The organism is Nitrosomonas sp. JL21, assembly GCF_009833095.1.
Taxonomy (GTDB): domain Bacteria; phylum Pseudomonadota; class Gammaproteobacteria; order Burkholderiales; family Nitrosomonadaceae; genus Nitrosomonas.
Genome location: NZ_QRCB01000018.1, coordinates 16,466 through 36,117, shown reverse-complemented (window position 1 = coordinate 36,117; position 19,652 = coordinate 16,466). Strand labels below are relative to the sequence as shown.

Annotated in this window: 22 protein-coding genes; 15 read left to right on the top strand and 7 right to left on the bottom strand. The window is 49.4% G+C overall.

What is annotated here, in order from left to right:
- Positions 1-109: 109 nt before the first annotated feature.
- From ABF87_RS06480 to ABF87_RS06465, 4 genes are all read right to left on the bottom strand, one after another.
- Positions 110-298 (bottom strand): methane monooxygenase/ammonia monooxygenase subunit C, encoded by a 189-nt coding sequence (locus ABF87_RS06480; RefSeq protein WP_240143562.1) that lies wholly within the window; start codon positions 296-298, stop codon positions 110-112.
- A 384-nt stretch (positions 299-682) separates the two neighbouring features.
- Complete coding sequence (locus tag ABF87_RS06475) at positions 683-883, bottom strand: YjfB family protein (RefSeq protein ID WP_160828319.1); 201 nt, start codon at positions 881-883, stop codon at positions 683-685.
- Between the two features lie 225 nt (positions 884-1,108).
- The gene (locus tag ABF87_RS06470) at positions 1,109-1,660 is read right to left on the bottom strand and encodes a hypothetical protein (RefSeq protein WP_240143561.1); all 552 of its coding nucleotides are present in this window, start codon (positions 1,658-1,660) and stop codon (positions 1,109-1,111) included.
- A 244-nt stretch (positions 1,661-1,904) separates the two neighbouring features.
- Positions 1,905-2,507 carry a peroxiredoxin gene (locus tag ABF87_RS06465; RefSeq protein ID WP_160828317.1) on the bottom strand — a complete coding sequence of 201 codons (603 nt, stop codon included), beginning with the start codon at positions 2,505-2,507 and terminating at the stop codon, positions 1,905-1,907.
- A 183-nt stretch (positions 2,508-2,690) separates the two neighbouring features.
- Here ABF87_RS06465 and ABF87_RS06460 point away from each other — a divergent pair, with 183 nt between their 5' ends.
- The 13 genes from ABF87_RS06460 to ABF87_RS06400 all read left to right on the top strand — a co-directional run bounded on the left by ABF87_RS06460 (position 2,691) and on the right by ABF87_RS06400 (position 15,140).
- Positions 2,691-3,326 (top strand): phosphoadenosine phosphosulfate reductase family protein, encoded by a 636-nt coding sequence (locus tag ABF87_RS06460; protein WP_160828316.1) that lies wholly within the window; start codon positions 2,691-2,693, stop codon positions 3,324-3,326.
- Positions 3,327-3,361: 35 nt separating this feature from the next.
- Positions 3,362-4,051, top strand: a complete 690-nt coding sequence (locus ABF87_RS06455) for an MEDS domain-containing protein (protein ID WP_160828315.1) — start codon at positions 3,362-3,364, stop codon at positions 4,049-4,051.
- A gap of 446 nt (positions 4,052-4,497) precedes the next feature.
- Positions 4,498-4,902 carry a DUF4398 domain-containing protein gene (locus ABF87_RS06450; RefSeq protein WP_205012666.1) on the top strand — a complete coding sequence of 135 codons (405 nt, stop codon included), beginning with the start codon at positions 4,498-4,500 and terminating at the stop codon, positions 4,900-4,902.
- Positions 4,903-4,917: 15 nt separating this feature from the next.
- On the top strand, positions 4,918-5,745 hold the full coding sequence (locus tag ABF87_RS06445; RefSeq protein WP_160828314.1) for an OmpA family protein: 828 nt from the start codon (positions 4,918-4,920) through the stop codon (positions 5,743-5,745).
- 250 nt (positions 5,746-5,995) lie between these two features.
- Complete coding sequence (locus ABF87_RS06440; protein ID WP_205012665.1) at positions 5,996-6,250, top strand: DUF883 family protein; 255 nt, start codon at positions 5,996-5,998, stop codon at positions 6,248-6,250.
- Positions 6,251-6,330: 80 nt separating this feature from the next.
- Positions 6,331-6,666 (top strand): DUF883 family protein, encoded by a 336-nt coding sequence (locus tag ABF87_RS06435; protein WP_205012664.1) that lies wholly within the window; start codon positions 6,331-6,333, stop codon positions 6,664-6,666.
- A gap of 233 nt (positions 6,667-6,899) precedes the next feature.
- Complete coding sequence (locus ABF87_RS06430; protein ID WP_160828313.1) at positions 6,900-7,346, top strand: phage holin family protein; 447 nt, start codon at positions 6,900-6,902, stop codon at positions 7,344-7,346.
- Positions 7,346-7,714, top strand: a complete 369-nt coding sequence (locus ABF87_RS06425) for a hypothetical protein (RefSeq protein WP_160828312.1) — start codon at positions 7,346-7,348, stop codon at positions 7,712-7,714. The genes ABF87_RS06430 and ABF87_RS06425 overlap by 1 nt, the downstream gene beginning before the upstream one ends.
- A gap of 75 nt (positions 7,715-7,789) precedes the next feature.
- Complete coding sequence (locus tag ABF87_RS06420; protein WP_160828354.1) at positions 7,790-9,205, top strand: dihydrolipoyl dehydrogenase; 1,416 nt, start codon at positions 7,790-7,792, stop codon at positions 9,203-9,205.
- 121 nt (positions 9,206-9,326) lie between these two features.
- Entirely contained in the window at positions 9,327-11,474 is a 2,148-nt protein-coding gene (locus ABF87_RS06415) for an HAD family hydrolase (protein ID WP_160828311.1), read from the top strand.
- A complete protein-coding gene (locus ABF87_RS06410; RefSeq protein ID WP_160828310.1) occupies positions 11,471-12,301 on the top strand; it encodes an HAD-IIB family hydrolase in 831 nt (276 codons plus the stop codon). Before ABF87_RS06415 ends, ABF87_RS06410 begins: the two co-directional genes overlap by 4 nt.
- On the top strand, positions 12,298-13,182 hold the full coding sequence (locus ABF87_RS06405; protein WP_160828309.1) for a PfkB family carbohydrate kinase: 885 nt from the start codon (positions 12,298-12,300) through the stop codon (positions 13,180-13,182). The genes ABF87_RS06410 and ABF87_RS06405 overlap by 4 nt, the downstream gene beginning before the upstream one ends.
- Positions 13,182-15,140 (top strand): alpha-amylase family protein, encoded by a 1,959-nt coding sequence (locus ABF87_RS06400; RefSeq protein ID WP_160828353.1) that lies wholly within the window; start codon positions 13,182-13,184, stop codon positions 15,138-15,140. The genes ABF87_RS06405 and ABF87_RS06400 overlap by 1 nt, the downstream gene beginning before the upstream one ends.
- Before the next feature lie 159 nt (positions 15,141-15,299).
- On the opposite strand, the gene ABF87_RS06395 is transcribed toward ABF87_RS06400, so the two are convergent.
- Positions 15,300-15,545, bottom strand: a complete 246-nt coding sequence (locus tag ABF87_RS06395) for a hypothetical protein (RefSeq protein ID WP_160828308.1) — start codon at positions 15,543-15,545, stop codon at positions 15,300-15,302.
- 228 nt (positions 15,546-15,773) lie between these two features.
- Between ABF87_RS06395 and ABF87_RS06390 the strand changes: the two genes are divergently transcribed.
- Complete coding sequence (locus tag ABF87_RS06390; RefSeq protein ID WP_160828352.1) at positions 15,774-15,851, top strand: hypothetical protein; 78 nt, start codon at positions 15,774-15,776, stop codon at positions 15,849-15,851.
- 326 nt (positions 15,852-16,177) lie between these two features.
- The gene (locus tag ABF87_RS06385) at positions 16,178-16,894 is read left to right on the top strand and encodes a flagellar brake protein (RefSeq protein ID WP_345789887.1); all 717 of its coding nucleotides are present in this window, start codon (positions 16,178-16,180) and stop codon (positions 16,892-16,894) included.
- A 204-nt stretch (positions 16,895-17,098) separates the two neighbouring features.
- Here ABF87_RS06385 and ABF87_RS06380 read toward each other — a convergent pair whose 3' ends face one another.
- Together ABF87_RS06380 and ABF87_RS06375 are read right to left on the bottom strand one after the other, a co-directional pair.
- Positions 17,099-17,485 carry a hypothetical protein gene (locus ABF87_RS06380; RefSeq protein WP_160828306.1) on the bottom strand — a complete coding sequence of 129 codons (387 nt, stop codon included), beginning with the start codon at positions 17,483-17,485 and terminating at the stop codon, positions 17,099-17,101.
- A 374-nt stretch (positions 17,486-17,859) separates the two neighbouring features.
- Complete coding sequence (locus ABF87_RS06375) at positions 17,860-19,602, bottom strand: dihydroxyacetone kinase family protein (RefSeq protein WP_160828305.1); 1,743 nt, start codon at positions 19,600-19,602, stop codon at positions 17,860-17,862.
- Positions 19,603-19,652 lie beyond the last annotated feature (50 nt).

Genomic DNA, 19,652 nt, shown 5'->3' with positions numbered 1-19,652 from the left:
TGATTTGAAATCGCGGTTCTTCACCCCGATTCCGTTCTCACTTGACTTTTGCTCGCTACTTTTTCAAAGCTTCTCTAATGAGTATGACTGCTTGTTTTTGGTTCCCTGGTCAAGCGCCACAGGCCGGATTAAGGAATAATCCGGTTATTGAGATTTCTTTGCTTTGGTTATTCCAGATGACGTCTGTCAGGTTCGAATAACGGGTGATGATCTGTGCTGCAATTCCACCTGAAAACAGGCCTGCCCAGCCCAGAATCACAAAGCCCCAATGCAGTGGCGCACTGAACAGTTCTTCCATCCGCAAGGCACAAAGGCGACGTTTTGCATGCCATCCTCTGCGGTTGGGATACAACTTACGGATGATTCTGAGGAAGCGGGAGGCTTCTTCTCGCCTTCATTCTCATGCAATTGCATGGGCCATTAATGAATGATGATGAGGCCAGCTATCGCCTTACACTCGCTTACGCCTGAAAATATAATCGTTCAGGACTAACTATGCATTGATATTTTTTGAACCGAAAAGGGGGAATGTCAACTTATCGGGAGACAATGAGGAAAAGTAATGCACGCTTCTGAGGGTTGGTCAGGATTTTTGTTTATCGTTTCATGCTGCAGAGATTTCTTATTGATAAAAAAACAGCGCTATTTCCATAGCGCTGTTTCAACGGAGAAAATGTAAAAACTAAGCAGTAGTATTGATATTCTGCCCGAGGTGCGAAGGCAACCTTTGTACGGACTGAGCATCGGGAATCGCTTCGATCAATGCGAGTGCGCCTGCAGCGCTCACATCCATTGCCTTCTTTAAGACAGCAACACTGACTGCCTGATTGGTACTGGCTTCAGACATTGCTGTCGCTACATTTGCTATACCTGTAACATCCATAGAAATACTCCTTATCTTTTACAGAGGTAATAGCGGCATTTGAGGAGGGATATTTAAGAAATAGCTCAATCTATTCATTCATTATGGATGTGCGTCAAGGAAACTCGGATTGATTGACTGTGCCAGCGTATTGCATTGGTGAGCAATACTCACTTTCTAGCCTATCGCTTCCATTCGTTCACCGAAGTAATCGGCGTTTTACTTGAGGAGCTGGTTGTTGGGTATCTAATGGTTCTTCATGAAGGTGGAAAAAAGTTTTCTGAGATGATCTCTCCACTCCAGACCAACGTTCAGCGGAACTTTGACCTGAACGCGGCTATTGTCCGCATGCGTTCCGTCCAGATACAGAAAATATTGACCCACTTCGCTCAGCTTGATCGACTGTGTAATGACTCCCGATTGATGAGGCTTGGCAGGAAGGGAAAAAACTTCGGATTCTTTGGAAGTTTCTTTTTCATTGGACTCCACTTTGACTAAACGCAGTGCAAGCGGGGTATCTCGCGCCGATTCCGGATACAACAAATCGATTGAAATATTGATCGTGCCAGGTTCGGGGATTTTTCCGCATTGAACGGGCATGAACGGAGATCGGATGGTATTGCTGGGAGCTTCATAGTCGTCAGGAAGATAATATCCCGAGTAACCAATCGTCAAGGAATCTGTTTCGACAGTGCAGGCACCGCCGCGAAACCCCTTGGGATACGTATCAGCAAAATCGCCTTGAGAACTGGCGCGATACAACATTCCAAACGCCAGGAACGAGCTGAAAATAGCCATCAACAATCCAATTTGGAATTTACTACGGGATGACAATTTAGATGGTGCCGACATCGGTATCCTTAAGTGTTTGATATATCATCTTGTTATGACTTAGCTCATCAAGAATTAAGGGCTTCTTGATGAGCAGTCAGTTGAAATTAATCCTGATGAGAAACAGTTACATTATTGCCGCATATTCAAACCGCGAGCGCCCCCTGTCGCTTTCGTGAATGCCTCAGGGAATCTCGCTTCTATGTGTGAATTATAATTTTTCGGCATGGTGACTGAGGTATTCTGCAACGCCCTCGGGGCTTGCTTTCATGCCTGGGTCGCCATGTTTCCAGCCTGCGGGACAAACCTCGCCGCGTTCCTCGAAAAACTGCAGTGCATCAACCATGCGTAACATCTCATCGACATCCCGACCCAGCGGCAGATCATTGACGACCTGGTGGCGCACGATGCCTTTTCTATCGATCAAGAACGAGCCGCGCAATGCGACATGGTTCGGATGACCGACGCCATATGCATGCATGACTTCGCCACCCAGATCCGATACCAATGTGATATCGATCGGGCCTATCCCTCCTTGCGTAATGGGTGTGTTACGCCAAGCAAAATGAGTAAAATGGGAGTCGACGGATACACCGATGACTTCTACATTTCTTTGCTGAAAATCTTTGGCACGATGCGAATGCGCAATGATTTCGGAGGGGCAGACAAAAGTGAAATCGAGCGGATAAAAAAACAATACCGCATACTTATCACGAATATGGTCATGAAAATTGAAATTTTCATCAAAATTGCCATTGGGTAGAACGGCAGGTTTAGTAAAATCGGGTGCCAAGTGAGTGACGAGTGTAGACATTTTTTCTCCTTGATGTCATGTTAAGGAATTTTTAATTATGAGGGAACATCCAATTTTGAATTACAAATATGAAGATTGATGAATATTTATTCATCACTTTTCTGAAGTATTTTTCTTCACGGCGTGTAGTATAAAAATTCGACATCGCTTTTGTCTAAAAAATCTGATCATGGATAACAAAAAATGAATAATGCTGATATCGTAGCTGACAATGTGCAGTTGCGTAATAAATCTGCACTTGAGATAGTGCAGTGGGGAGTTGCGCGAGGCAACGGGCATGCTTTGGTGACGACGAATTTTCGTCCTTTTGAAGCAGTTGTCCTGCATTTGTGTACTCAAGTGCAACCGGATATGTCGGTGCTGTGGGTGGACCACGGATACAATCGGCCTGCGACGTATCGGTATGCGCAAAAACTTCGTGATCGCCTTCGCCTCAACCTCAAACTATATTCGCCCAGAATGACCGCTGCGCATCACGACGCTGTTTATGGTGCTATTCCCACTATTGAGGATGAAGCCGAATTGAAGCGGTTCAGTGCCGTAATGAAGCTTGAGCCATTTCAGCGTGGTATGGAGGAGCTGGCTCCAGCCATCTGGTTTACATCGCTGCGCAAAGTGCAAAACGAGTTTCGCGCGGGATTGGACATTCTGTCGGAAGATAAGACGTATGGGACGCTCAAAATTAGTCCGGTCTTCTATTGGACTGACGCTGAGATGGAAGCCTATATGAAACAACATGATTTACCCAATGAATGGGATTATTTCGATCCTGCGAAAGCGGATGAGAAACGTGAGTGCGGCATTCACGTCAACTCATGAATGATTCCATGAAATGATCACATGGAGAGTCTGCGATGAACATGATAAGCCGGGTCTGGCATTTGACTGACCCTGTCGGTAACCACAAAGTTCAAGTATGTGACAACGATATTTCTCAAGAAGAAGTTGTTACCCGTTACATTCAGGGAGGCCTGATGAAGGGTGAAGCGGTGATCGTTCTGGCTCGGCCTGCTTTGCGCAGAGCACTCATGTCGAATATCGATGTGCTGGGTTTGGATGTCAAAGCCATGAGAAATATGGGTCAAATCAGATGCTTCGACGCAGAATTGTTGCTTTCAAGCTTGCAGATGAATGGCGTGCTTGACGAACGTGCTTTTCAGGATCGCATCATCACCTTACTGCAAGTGTCGCGGTCACAATTCGATCAGATTCACGTCTTTTGTGGGATGATCGATAGGGTGTGGAAAGAAAAGCAATCCATTACCGCAATGCAATTGGAATCGTCATGGGCCGATTTGGCACGGACGCAAGAATTCTCGCTGCTATGTTCCTACTCTTTGGATGGTCTGGATGCCGCACTTTATGAAGAGTCGTTGCAGCGTATTGATGAATGTCATCGTCATCTTATTTCCTGTGATTCATCTGAAGCGGCGACGGACCAAGCCGCACAGGATGCATTTGAAACCGCCTGGAATCGCGTGAAGGAAAGGCTGGCTACCTCCCCGAAGCTGCCCAGTGAAATCACCCAGACACTACTCAATTAATCCATCACGGCTCCTTTCGGGGCATGTCTCTATTCATCACCCTGCCGTTCAAGTTCGGTACGGTCAGCCTTTGAGGAATTTTATCTGATCCGCGGCGGTGAATGACGGGGATTTCAGCTTCACATCGTTGCATTATCCTTTCGTTTCGTTTCGTTTCGTTTCGTATCGCATCGCATCGCTTTATCTACGGGATGCTGTAGAGCATTTCAGCAGCAGTTTCTTGATCTGTATTGAGCAAGATCGTTGTTTTCAGAATCATTGATGACTACGCCCAGCTCCGAATTGAAATCAACTCAGAGGCTCAACCTCTTCTATGTACGCTAGCGAACTGTTTCTCCTTGAAATAAAGCATTTAATTGTTGAGGCACTGCAGAATGAGATTGATTGTTTAGTTTATAAAACAGCTTGATTGATCTGCTCTTGAGTAACCGCATGGAGACAATCCAATGGATAAAATAATGAAGAACTGTTTTGATCCTGCTTCGAGACATCGAGCGGGGTTGATGACTTATATATTGATACTGGTATCTGTCATGGCCGGTTGTGCAAGTGTTCCAGCGCCGACGGAACAAATGGCGGTTTCCAAAACTGAAATCGACAACGCATTGAACGGCGGAGGCAATGAAGCTGCGCCGCTGCAACTTAAATCGGCAATGGATAAGATGACGGCAGCCGAACGTGCAATGGCTGACAAAGAGTATCTGCGCGCCAGGCGCCTGGCGGAACAGGCACAGCTTGACGCCAAACTGGCAAGAGTCATGGCGCGTTCAGCCAAGGCGCAAAAGGCGGTAGATGCCTTACAAGATGACCGCAGCGTGCTGCGCAATGAATTAGAACGGCAGATTCCGTAATCGTCAATGGAGCCCATGATGAAGAATAATAAATATCTTTCTTTGAACATCGGATTAGTGATCTTTGTCTCTGCGTGCACTTCGATTCCCCAGAATGCAGCGCTGACAGAAGCTCATAATAATTACAATACAGTCCGCACAGATCCACAGGTAACCAGTATGGCTGCGCTGGAACTGCAGGAAGCCAGCAATTATCTGGAGAAAGCGGATCATGCGTTGAAAGAACGTAAAGAAGATGAGGCAGTCAATCATTTGGCCTATTTAGCCAATCAACAGATCGCCATTGCACGCGAGACTGCAAAAGCAAAAAGTACCGAATCGCAAATTGCCGAGGCAAAGGCAAAACGCGATCAAGTATTATTGGCAGCTCGAAGCGCTGAAGTTGATGAAGCCAAACAGCAGGTAATTGCCAGTCAAATGCTGATTGATCAGCAACAACGGGAACTGGCAGAATTGAATGCGAAGAAAACGGCGCGCGGCTTGATGGTTACGCTGGATGATGTATTGTTTCGCACCAATATGTCCCAGTTGGAGCCCGGAGGAATCCGTACTGTTCAAAAAGTAGCTGATTTTTTGAGGCAATATTCCCAGCAAAGAGTGCTGATCGAGGGTCACACGGATAGCACCGGCAGTCACCATTACAATCAGGCATTGTCAGAGCGCCGCGCCAACGCCGCCCGGCAAACGCTGATCGATAGCGGCGTCAATCCGGCTCGTATCGAGACCAGAGGATATGGCGAAAATTATCCGGTTGCGAGCAACGATAATGCGGAAGGTCGGCAACTGAACCGGCGCGTAGAAATCATCTTTTCAGATGAGCAAGGATATATTCCACCCCGATAGACAGGACAGAGAACCAAAGCCAGAAGTGAGTGACCGAACAGACTGTCAAAGATTTCACCGGTAAGATCGCTTCTGAATGCCAGCAAGTTTCTCATAAAATTGAATAAATGTTTATTTCATAGGGGTATCAAGCTGTTCGCTGCGTCATGGCCCGCATTCAAAAAGGCCAAAGGCGCACGAAAACCGACAGTATGTATTGAAATAAAGTATATTCTGGCTGTGCATCAAACCACCCTTCAAACAGGAGAAAATGACGATGAAAAATGTGAATAAAGTTGTCGAAACCGTATCTGATCTTGCTCAAGAAGCCATGGATAAAACCACCAAAGCCACCCATCAGGCTGCCGACACGATTGTTGAGAAAAGTGATCAGTTGAGAAGCGCCGAACAACGATTGCTGAAGGAAACCAGCAAATACATCCGCGATAATCCACTGACGTCGGTAGGCATTGCAGTAGGCGTCGGTTTTATATTGAGCAAATGGTTTAATAATAGCGACCGTTAAAATGTTCATATGACCAGGAAATAAGTCATTGAATCGATCTGGCGGAGCGGTTCAAAAATCACGGATCAATGGAGAAAATCATGGAAAATGCAAATAAAGCTTCAACGGTAGATAAAGTATCCGGTATGGCGCATGACGCGGTTAACAAAGCGACTAACGCGACCCATCAAGTTGCCGACACACTGGCGGAAAAAGGCGATCAGTTTAACGGAGCGGCGCATGAAGTGATCGACAGAGCGACCGAGGCTACCCATCAAGTGAGCGAAAGATTGGTTGAAAAAAGAGATCAATTGATCAGCGCCGAGGAGCGGTTGCTCAATCAAGGGTGCGAGTATGTGCGGGAAAACCCGCTGACATCGATAAGTATCGCCGTAGGAATAGGATTCTTGCTCAGTAGATTGTTGAGTAACCGTTAATTCAACCTCGTGCATTGGTTATATTTGATGAACGTTGGATAATCAAATTACCGATTTGAGTGCGTCTGCTACGATGAAATGCATAACAACAACGATTTGTGGAGAGTCTTGATCGCTACTATGGTCTACGAACGGATCATTCACTTTGCTGTGCCGATATCTGTGGAAAATAGCCCATTGATCCGTAGGCAACAATTTTGCATTTTTTGAGCGGACTGCGATATAGTCGTTGAATGATGGATCCCAATTCTCCCCCACGCGAAGCCTCAATGCAGGCTGATAGTCATCCTCCTGAGAAGGAGATTGGGTTATTGGATGATGCACGGTTGTTATGGCATGAGCTCGCTGAGTTGCGGCATGTGAGCTTTCGGCTGTTTGCGTTGGAAGCGCAGCGGGCGGGTCTCAGTTTGGTGGCAATGATCATTGCGGGAGTATTGATCGCGATTCTGCTCAGCGTCGTTTGGTTAGGGCTCGTGGCGGCTGCGATGCTGACGTTGAAATATTACGACCTCGTCACGGATGAGATCAAACTCATTTTGCTGGCTGTGCTGATCAATGCGTTGATGGTGCTGATATTGATGATCGTAATACGCAGTAAAAGTTATTATTTGCGTTTTCCAGCGACTGTTCGCAGTCTTCAGCCTAAACAAGAACAGCTGTCGAATAGGGAGAAACCGTAATGCCATCCTATGATTCATCGGAAAGGGCCTTCAAATCGTTATCGGCCCAGATCCGGGAAACCGAGGCGCAAGTCCTTGAATGCCGCGAGAACGTGAAAAGTTGTGCCGGAGTCCTTCTCCAGAAAACCCAACAACAGATGATTGCACCGTCAAGTTTACTGTTGGCGGGAGGAATGGGCTTCATCATCGGAGAACTGATGAAGCTGAAAACGTCCCAGCGTCATGGGCAGGGGAAAGATTCTGCTGCACAGGGTAATGTCCCTATTACCCAGATGCTGATGGATGCGCTGAATACCTTTAATACGATCAGTTCGATATATACCTCCGCGCGTGCTTCTATGAGACCCGAAGAAGAACGAGATGAGTGAATCTCAATTTTTGGACGGGTGTTCATTGATCCGTGAGGGGCTGGAATTGTTCCATTCTTTGTGAAGAAAACGATCATGGGCAAGATACTGGACGTTATCATCATTGGTGCCGGAACCGCTGGACTCGCTGCTCTCCGGGAAGTGAGGAAGCGCACCGAGGATTTTCTGATTGTCAATGATGGTCCGTGGGGCACGGTATGTGCACGAGTCGGCTGCATGCCTTCCAAGGCACTCATCGAAGCGGCGAATGCCTTTCATCGCCGCACGGCTTTTCCGGAATTTGGGATCCACGGATCAGGTTCGCTGGAAATCAATATTGCCGACGTTTTGCATCGCGTGCGGCGATTGCGGGATGAATTCGTAGCCGGCACGACCAAGGTCACGACCGATTTGGGCAAACGCGCCATTTCCGGTCGAGCGCGGTTGATCGCGCCAAACCGGGTCGAGGTCAATGGACAAGAATTGTGCGCGCGCAACATCATCATTGCCACCGGGTCGAGTCCGGTCATACCTGAAGCCTGGCATCCCTTTAAACAACATATCCTGACCACGGACACGTTATTCGAGCAGGATAATTTTGCTCCGCGAATGGCGGTAGTAGGCATGGGTCCGATTGGCGTAGAGATGGCTCAAGCGCTGTCCAGATTGGGTATTGACGTCGTGGGATTCGGCCGCAGTCCCCGCATTGCCGGCTTGACCGATCCCCATGTCAACGCCGTTGCGACAGCGTCACTGAGTCAGGAATGGCCGATATATCTGGGAGAAAAAGCCGAATTGACCGAGAAGAATGGCAAAATCCATGTTCGCGCAGGCGGTACCGAAGTCATCGTTGATAGCGTGCTCGCCGCCTTGGGCAGACGTCCCAATATCAGCGATCTTGGCTTGGAGGCATTGGGCATCACCCTCGATGATCATGGCATGCCGCCCATCAATCCTACTACCATGCAGGTGGCCGATCTTCGAATATTCATGGCGGGCGATGCCAATGCCCGAACAGCGCTCTTACACGAAGCCGCTGATGAAGGGCATATTGCCGGCATCAACGCAACACGCTCAATCCCGATATGCTTTTCGCGCCGCACCCCGTTAGCCATTGTGTTTTCTGATCCGAACATTGCAATCGTCGGCAGTCGATATGATGTATTGGACAGCGGTACGACCCTGATCGGTGAAATTACATTCAGCAATCAAGGACGCGCCCGCCTTGGGCAGCGCAATAAAGGAATGCTGCGATTGTATGCGCACGCTGACAGTGGTCGCTTGCTCGGGGCTGAGATGTGCGCCCCAGATGGCGAGCATATGGCGCACCTGTTGGCGCTGGCAATTGATCGTTCGCTGTCGGTGCGCGAATTGTTGCGCATGCCATTTTATCATCCGGTACTGGAGGAAGGTCTGCGCACCGCTCTGCGGAACCTGGCAGCCCAGCTTCCGGCGGGCAATGGATCCGATCTCACGATGTGCGAAGCCTTTAATCTGGATGCTCTGGATTAAAAAAAGCATTTCCTGCGTCTCTCTGACTCTTTTTTACTCAAACTGGTCAGTACGCAATCGTACATTACCCCTCTGGCAGTTCTGCTATTTTATAAATATAACGTGTTTATAAAATCATAAAATGTCAGATAACAAAGGGTTATATATCGTATTGATCAGCGTTCACGGATTGATTCGTGGCAACAATCCAGAACTCGGCCGAGATGCCGATACCGGGGGCCAGGTGAAGTATGTGCTCGAGTTGGCAACCGCATTGGGGCGACACAGGGCGGTCGCGCGAGTCGATCTGCTGACCCGACTGGTAGCCGATACCGCGGTATCTCAAGAATATGCCCATGCGCATGAAGTATTAGCGCCGCGTGTCAATTTGCTGCGCTTTCCCTGCGGCAAGGAAGGTTACCTACCCAAGGAGCAGTTATGGGAAACGCTTGATTGTTTTGCAGATACCGTCAGTAGTTATCTTCGGGAGCAAAGTCAGAAACCGGACGTGATACACAGTCATTATGCCGATGCCGGTTACGTGGGAAGCCTGTTGTCGCGCCAGCTCTCCATTCCGCTGGTGCATACCGGACATTCGCTCGGTCGCAGCAAGCGACACCGCCTGCTCGCGAGCGGGTTGAAGCGTGATGACATTGAGCGGATGTACAACTTGTCGCGGCGCATCGAGGCTGAAGAAACCTGCCTATCCACGGCTGAGTGCATCATTACGAGTACGCATCAGGAAATTGAGGAGCAATACAGTTTATATGATTTCTATCGCCCGGAAATGATGCGCGTCATTCCGCCCGGCACCGATTTGAACCTGTTTTTCCCCATACAGGGAAATGAGCATGAAAGCGGCATAGCGCATGAATTGGCGCGGTTTCTAAAAGAGCCGGATAAACCGATCATTCTGGCGATCTCGCGCCCCGACCGGCGTAAAAATATCGGCAATCTGTTGAGCGCGTATGGCGAAAGCACCGATTTGCAGGCACGAGCCAATCTGGTCATTGTCGCCGGCAATCGCGACGATATTCGCGCAATGGATGAGGGGAGCAGAAAAGTACTTGCGGATATTCTGTACTTGATCGATTTGTATGATCTCTATGGCAAAGTTGCTTATCCCAAGCATCATGCCGCAGAAGATATATCGTTGTTGTATCGGCTCGCCGCGAAAAGCCGGGGTGTTTTTGCGAATCCTGCCCTGACAGAGCCTTTTGGTTTGACGCTGATAGAAGCTGCCGCCAGCGGTCTTCCCATCGTCGCTACCGAAGATGGTGGCCCGCAGGACATCATCGCCAATTGCCAGAACGGTTATTTGGTCGATCCATTGGATTGCGCGGCGATTGCAAACTGTTTACTGGACGTGCTTGAAAATGAGGATGACTGGCAGCGCATGTCGCAAAAAGGTATTGCCGGGGTCAGTGAGCACTACTCATGGTCGGCGCATGTCGATCACTATCTGCACGTGATCCAGCCCATCATCCAGAACTTCGCTTCGATCCAACGCATGGCGCTGAAACGGCGCAGTCGGCCCAATCAGGACCGCACTCTATTCTCGGATCTCGATCAGTGTTTGATTGGCGATCCTGAGAGCCTGGTTCAGTTGGTTGATTTGCTGCGCGTCAATAACCGATGTTGCAGCTTTGGCATCGCCACGGGCCGGCGGCTCGATTCTGCCCTGAAAGTGGTTCGTCAGCATGGCATTCCGCGGCCGGATGTGTTCATCACCAGTCTCGGGACAGAAATATACTATACCCAGCAAGCCATCAGAGACAGCGCTTGGCAAGACTACATCGACCACCAATGGCGCCCCGACAAGATTCGCCAACTTCTCAAGGAGGTTAACGGCTTGCAATTGCAACCAAAAACCGAGCAATCGGATTTCAAGATTTCATATTTCTACGACGCACAACATGCACCGGCCATAGAAGTGATTCGACATATACTGCTCAAGAATGAAACCGATGCGCAGTGCATCCTGTCGTATGGGCAGTTTCTGGATATTCTGCCTCTGCGGGCGTCCAAAGGATTGGCGCTGCGTTGGTACGCCGAACAATGGGGAATGCCCGTGCACAATATTTTAGTGGCTGGCGTCAGTGGCGCCGATCAGGATATGTTGCGCGGTAATACGCTGGGGGTCGTGGTTGCTAATGGCCATGGCGACGAGCTTAACATTCTGGGTGAACAGGAATCGGTCTATTTCGCTCAACAATCCTACGCCGCCGGCATTATCGAGGCGATCGACCATTATCAGTTTTTTGCGGATTGCCATGAGGCGCGGCAATGACATTGCGATTATTCTGTACTGATCTGGATGGTACGCTGATACCGGATGGGTATTGCGCAGAATCGCCCGGGGCGCGTCAGGCATTCGCACGTTTGATCGCGTGGCATGGCATTCAATTGGCTTACGTATCAGGCCGGAACCGCCTATTAGTACAGCAAGTCATCGAAGACTATCAATTGCCTTATCCGCACTATGTCATTGCCGATGTCGGCAGTTCAATCTATTCATGCTACGGACACAACTGGACGCTGATGCAGGGCTGGCATCAATATATCGGGCTCGATTGGGTAGGCTGCTCAGTCAACGAATTATATGATTGTTTTGCAAAAATTCCGGGATTGGTGTTGCAGGAAAGTGAGCACCAAGGACGGTACAAACTGAGTTTTTATGTATCACCCGAGATTGATCACACCGCATTGATCCGGCATATGCAAGCTTTAGCGGCCACGCATCAGCTTGCCGTCAGCCTCATTTATAGTGTCGATCATGCGAACAACCTCGGCTTGCTGGATGTCTTGCCAGCCGCCGCGAACAAGCTCGCGGCTATCCGCTATCTGATGCTTCAACTGGGGCTACGACCAGATGAAGTGGTATTCGCCGGTGACAGCGGCAATGATCTGGATGTGCTGAGCAGCGAATTGCCCGCCATTTTGGTGGCGAACGCGCATGAATCAGTGCGGCATGAAGCATTGCGAAGGGCTGAGCAAGCCGGTCATCGCGATCAACTATATGTAGCGCAAGGCGTGAAGGGGAAGGGTCATTATGCAGACGGTATTATCGAAGGGATCCATTTTTATTTTCCAGACTTGAGAGGAGTCGGCAAATGAAGCCGGTGATATTCGGCGAAGTATTGTTTGATTGCTTTGATGACGGCAGCCGGGTATTGGGTGGAGCACCGTTCAATGTCGCTTGGCATCTTAACGCATTGAGTCAAAAGCCGCTGATGATCTCCAGCGTAGGCAAGGATCAAGCCGGTGATGAAATTCTTCAGCGTATGCACGCATGGAACATGGACAAATGTGGGCTGCAAGTTACTCCTCGATTTCCGACCGGTTCGGTCGAGGTCGAACTGCAGCACGGCGAACCGAACTACACGATTATCGAACCAGCCGCGTGGGATGACATCCAGGCTGATCTATTACCCCATATGCTCCATATGCCTGCAGCAATTTTGCTCTATCACGGCACGTTGGCATTGCGCAGCAATACCAACCGTTGCGCTTTGCAACAGCTCAAGCAACATTCCCGCGTACAGCTATTCATCGATGTCAATTTGCGCGCTCCTTGGTGGGACAGGCAAGACGTCCTGTGCTGGCTGACCGATGCCGATTGGATCAAGCTCAATCAGCATGAATTGCAGGATTTATTACCAGCCATTTCCGGCGAAGCTGCGGGGATACGGCATTTATTTCATCAGACTCGCGCCCATTCGATCGTGCTGACGTGCGGTAAGGACGGGGCGAAGCTGTTTCAACGTGATGGCAAGCACTGGCAAATAAGGCCGGAACAGGCTGTCGTGGAGCAGGATGCGGTCGGCGCCGGGGATGCCTTTGCCAGTATTTGCCTGCTGGGAATTCTGCAACGTTGGCCGACGCAACTCATGCTGCACAGAGCACAGGATTTCGCAATGGCAGTGATCGGGTTGCGCGGCGCGACCACGGACGACCCATCGTTCTATCGAAATTTCCGGCAGAAGTGGGAGGTGTGATGTACGAACAAGTCTCGCATTCGTTGCTCAACAGCATACTGAATACCTTGCCGGCTGATTTGATCAAGTCGGATCTGCGGCATTTTTATACTCGCCTGGGGGCAAACTTTTACGCCATCTACAGCCTGATGAAGCAATTGTACGGTCAGCGGGATGATTTTAACGAGCACATGCAAAAGCTGGTCGAAGTGATGGCCCGGCAATATCAGAAACGCAGTCAGACATTACATGAGCTTGATCTGATGCGTGAAAAGAACCATAACTGGTTTCTTGATCAACAATGGGTGGGCATGGCGCTCTATAGCGATGGGTTTGCGGGAGATCTGCAGGGATTGCGCAGCAAACTCAGTTATTTTCAGGAGCTGGGAGTTAACATGATACACATCATGCCCATACTCAAATGTCCGGAAGGCGCATCGGATGGGGGGTATGCCGTCAGCGACTTCCGTCAGGTCGACCCGCGGGTCGGTAGTAATGAGGAACTCGCGGCTTTGGCTGCCGATCTGCGCAAACGCGAGATATTATTGATCCTGGATGTCGTGGTGAACCATACTTCACGCGAACATGAATGGGCGCAGAAAGCGCGGATGAGTGATCCGCGCTTTCAGGCGTATTACTACACCTTTCCGGATCGGGAAATTCCCGATATGTTCGAGCACACGATGCCGGAAGTGTTTCCTCAGACGGCGCCGGGCAATTTCACCTGGGATGCCGACATGCAGCGCTGGGTGATGACGGTATTCCATGATTATCAATGGGATCTCGACTATCATAATCCGGCGGTATTCATCGACATGCTCGACATCATTCTGTTCTGGAGCAATCAGGGGGTGGATATCATTCGTCTGGATGCCGTGGCATTCCTGTGGAAGAAAATCGGCAGCACGTGCCAGAATGAACGCGAATCCCATCTGATATTGCAATTGTTCAAAGATTGCGTGCAAGTCAGTGCGCCTGCGGTGTTATTCATTGCGGAGGCGATTGTGGCGCCGGTGGAAGTCATCAAGTATTTTGGAGAAGACGCCATCAACGCCAAGGAGTGCGAGATTGCCTACAACGCTACGTTCATGGCGCTGCTCTGGGATGCGATTGCGACGAAGAATACCCGGCTGCTATGGCGCAGCATACAAAATCTGCCTGCCAAACTCGAGCGCGCGACTTGGTTGAACTACATCCGTTGTCATGATGATATCGGTTTGGGGTTCGATGATTCCGATATCGCGGCGGTGGGGTACGAGCCCAAAGCGCATCGGCGTTTTCTGATCGATTACTATACCGGCGGTTTTTCAGGTTCTGATGCCCGTGGTATCGCGTTCGGCGAAAACAAGCGAAACGGCGATGCTCGAATCGCAGGCTCGCTGTCATCCTTAGCAGGCTTGGAACATGCTTTGCAAAGCGGCGATGCCGCCCATATCGATCACGCTATTTCAAGGATATTGCTGCTGCACGGCTTGATCCTGAGTTTTGGCGGCATTCCGTTGCTGTATTATGGTGATGAATTGGGGACGCTGAATGATTATAGCTATCGCGATAATGTTTCGAGAACGCACGATAGCCGCTGGGTCAACCGGCCCAAATTGGATTGGAACCGGGCTGAGAAACGCCACGAACCGGGAACGATTGAATATCGAGTGTTCACCGCTCTCAAGAAATTGATCGCCATTCGCAAGGAAATTCCCGCGTTTGCCGATTTCAACAATCGGTCACTGCTTGAAACTGCTGATGAGCACATTTTCGCTTTCAGTCGCTTTACCTTGCGCGATGCTTCAAACCCGATTGTGGTCGTGGCTAATTTCGATGTCCAGCCGCATGGTATCGCCTCTGACGAAATGGCCAAGGTAGCAGGAGCGCATCTGAATCAATTCAGGGATGTCATCAGCGGTGAAGTGATCGCCCTGCAGCAGGGCAAACTGATGATCCCAGAGTTAGGGTTGTATTGGTTGAGGGTAGGGCATTAAAACGATGTACCGTTGGATAGTACTGAGAAAACTTTGCTGGATTTTTGTTGCGCCGAAATGTGAGGCAAGACCAGTTGTTGCATGATGTCTCAGCGCCCTATATCTTACTCATGGTGTCCGCTTGGCATTCAAGGGTGTTTTCACAATTCTTTTTCTCGATCATTTTGGAGATGATTTCCACACCCCGCGTATGTTCGTGATCGCCAAGCTCACTTGCAGTAGGGCCAAGGCCCATGCCGAATGCGGAATTGCCCAGATGAACCAGAGCAGATTGCTCAACAGCAGCATCCAGAATCCCCAATTACGGTTATCTTTCCTCTCTGCTCCGACATACCAAGCCGCCGTAATCGTAACAACCATTGCAGGCCATTGAATATAATTTAAAAGATCTTCTGGAATGTTCATATGCGATCTGGTCGAAGAATAGGTTGCTGAAAAAGTTTACGTCCTATGCGGTGCCGGGCACAATCTGCGGATGATTCTGCGAGCCATCCGGCTTTCTTGTCCCTGGATGCTGTGCTTCTCGATTGCCTAGACTAATTGGACGCTGATAATCGCAATATCTCAAATTCAACACTTGGCCTCGGCTTTGAAATGCGTTGTTCAGGACGATGAAGTACGGTTGCGGTACCTCTGTGTGGCAAAAGCCGCGACATGCTATGGCTGCAGCAACAACACCTTTCAGTTCTGGGGATTGAACTCAGCAGGTAGATGCTCTCAAAGAACGAGGCCTGACTCGTTTGCACGAAAGTGCCTTTCTGATCCAGACTCAATAATCCCTCAGAAAAACCGTTTATTTCTATCATCAATAAATTCGTACAAAAGAACGCGCCCAAATATTACAAATAGCCTTCAAGGCCCTATCGAGTATCAGCCCACCTTTTTAAAAAAGCTGCACGGACTCAAGGTTACTTGTTCGGCACGAATCGGCCCATCCGTATCGCGAAATTTTTATTGAACAAATATTCCCTGGTGTCAAATTAATACTTAACACTTATCCACTCCGGAACTATACTTGGAAAAACTGCCCATTAAAAATGAGTAACTTACCTCAAAAACCATCCATAAACTCAAATCAAGCCGAATTTGAGTTTAAAGATATGCAACTGAAGGTAGGTGACAAACTGCTACTCAACATACGCTCTAACCTCTATATTACTTGCTGCTCAAATAACGGCAACTCTTGCATGGTGACGCTGATCGGCTATGTTCCGAATAAATCATTGCTCGTTACCATGCCTAAACCTGAACAGCATGGAGAACTTCCTCTTATTCCGGGTGATCAATTTTTAGTGCGATTATTCAGCGGGCAATATGCGTTCAGTTTCACGGTCTTTGTTGACAGTATTGTCAAAAAACCTTTGCACTATATTCATTTATCTTTTCCCACCAAGATTCTGGGACAAATCATCCGTAAGTCCAGGCGTATTCGAACTCAAATTCAAGCTACTGTGAATGAATTATCTTCACCTCTGGTGATTACCAATCTCAGTATCACCGGCGCTGAAGTCAGAACTCAGGTGAATCTTGGAGGATCCGGCACCACCCTTTCGCTCTCATTCCAAATTGAATTTGAGGAAAAAAATATTTCCATTCAACTACAATCCATTATCCGATCTGTCAGAATGACGCCGGACGATGATGAATTATCATCGTATGGAATTGAATTCATTGATTTACAACCTGAACAAACCTTTGCCCTGCGCAGCTTCATACATCAGGAACTCGTAAGAAATCCTGTACAGATCATTTAAAAAAACGCTGATGAACTCGGCGAACGAGAGGAATCGATAAGTGCGCGAATCTCAACAACGATACAATTCTCACCAAGAAGCGATTCGCTCGCGCAGTCAATTCATCAGCTTCCTTAACGACCTCGTAGAAATGGTTGATCACTCATAAATCAACCATTTCTTATCAAAAAACTGATTCTTGTTGCCAATCGTTGCTATGCTTCGTTAAGGCTTCAGGATCTGCCCGTCTTTACTTTCCTTGTTTTCCTCAGATACGGATTCATTTTTTCCGTCATCAGCCAACTTGCTGCCGACATAGCTTCCGACGGCACCGCCCACTAGAGCAGGCATGGCCGATTGCAGCAGTGAAGGACTCTGAGCTGATGCGTTAGCAGCGGGTGCAGAGGCTGGATTTGCACTGCTTGCAGATGATTGGGCTGGCGCCGCCTGACTGGCCGGTTTGGCCTGATTGGTGGTGTCAGTTTTTTTCTGCTGCGCAGCCGCCGGCTTGGAACCGGTCGAGCCTTTCAAAGAACCGCCCTTGATCCCTTTGGCATGCACACTACTAGCAAACATCATGGAAACCAATATTACAAAAACTAATTTGTTCATTTATATCGAGCCTGTTAAGTTATAGTTCTAGATAAAATTAAGGATGTGATTCTGTATCAATAATTCCACTTTTTCTGATATGACCGCCTCATGGGACCTCACTGTTGAGTTTATCACCCTGCTTGGATACAGCATTACTTCTTATCCAAAATTTTCTGCAACGCATACGCTTCCCGGACTGAAAAAAGGTGGGAAACATGTGCTGCAATTTTGAAAAAAATCACTGACCATGTCAATCACCCTGAAAAATCTCCCAACTCGACAACGGGAACATTCCCGAAAACAGTTCAGATAACAGCGCGGCCCCCGCATGCGGATATGCATGCTCTGTCACTAGTATTCATCAGTAAAGGAAACCTCCGAGAAGCATGGCATTATGAGCAATGTGCGGTCAGCACCTGTTCCACCGCCCGAATGATCAACACCAGCGAGACGGCGCCCGGATCCCGTGTTCCGATACTTTTCTCGGCATGAGGACGGGCCCGCCCAATTTTTGGCAGAAGATGCTGAGTGGCTTCCCCCGCTTCTTCCGCAACGCTTGCCGCAATCGTCCATGCTGCGGATATCGACGATCCACGTGAAATGGCTGCGGCATAGGCTGCGGAAAAAGGGTGCAGAACATCGACGAGGGTCTTATCCCCTGGCTGCGCTTTGCCGAGATCAACGACATGGTGCAATGCCGAGGCAATGCCGGCAGCAATTGAGGAAGCACTTGGCGCTGCTTGGTTACCGATGGCACTGCCCAGACTGCGGAGCATCACACCCCATAATGCACCGGAAGTCCCTCCCGCTTGATCAGCCCAGGCAGCGCCTGCGGCTGTCAGAAGAGACTCAACACCTGCTTGAGCATCCTGCGCCGCTTTGGCTGCTTTTATTGCCGCTGCGATCCCACGCTGCATGCCGATGCCGTGATCCCCATCGCCTGCCACGGCATCCAAACGTCCGAGCTCTTCCCGCTGCTCGTCGATCACAACTTGAGCAGCTTGCAGCATCGTAAATACCAACTGGGCAGCTCTCTGAGATTCTGCAGAGCCCGTGGTGAATGCTTCGATGGCATCAACTTTGTTTCTGTCCGCATTGACTTCAGGCACTTGGATCTCATCACATAGTGCCTGAGTTCGATGAAACGCCGGTGTGTCTGCCGTCGCCAACCATGTTTCTTCCAGCTCATCATTGAGCCAAAACAGAGTCAGTGAAACGCCTGCCATATCGAAGCTGGTGATTAATTCGCCAACCACGGGTTCGACGATGGTCAATCCGCGCGCCGACAGCAACCGATCGATCTTGCGATACACCACAAATAACTCTTCCTGCTTTACCGTTCCCAGGCTATTGAGTATTAGCCCAACACGGGCTCTCTCAGGATGTTCTACACCGGCAGGAATTTCGCACAGCAGTTTTTCCGTCAGAATCTGTGCCAATTCATCCGCGCTGGGAGCCTCCATGCGATACAGCCCTGATTCGCCATGAATACCCATGCCGACTTCCATTGTCCCCGCGGTGACTTCAAACAGCGGTCTGTTCGCGCCCGGCAGCGTACAACCGGAAAATGCGACCCCAAGTGTCCGAACGCGGTCATTTGCCTCAGCAGCAATACGACATACGTCATCCAGAGATTTCCCGGCATCTGAGGCAACAGCCGCAGCTTTGAGCACTGCCAGCATGCCGGCAATACCTCGACGGCGATGCCGCTCTGCCGTAGCGGCCGACGCAATGTCGTCTGTCACGATGACTGATCGAACATTAATACCGGTGGCGCGCAAATGTTCCTGCGCTTGGGTAAAATTGAGCACATCCCCAGCATAATTGCCATAACTGAATAAAATGCCGCCCCCCGCATCGACCGCCTCAGCTACCTGACAAATCTGTTGCGCCGAAGGTGACGCAAATACCTTCCCCATCGCGGCGCCGTGCGCCAGACCGCCGCCGACGAATCCACCGAATGCCGGATAATGACCCGAACCGCCGCCAGTGACTACCACAACCTGGCCCTGCTTGGCTTTATGGCGTCTCATCACACCGCCATGAATCAATTGTATGTGACGGCGATGCGCGGTGGCGAACCCTTCGACCAATTCCTCTGCAAATGCAATTGGATTATTAAATAAGTAAGTCATTGCTTAAATGAAATTTTCGGACTCTCATTGGGGTGATGGCGTTGGAAATC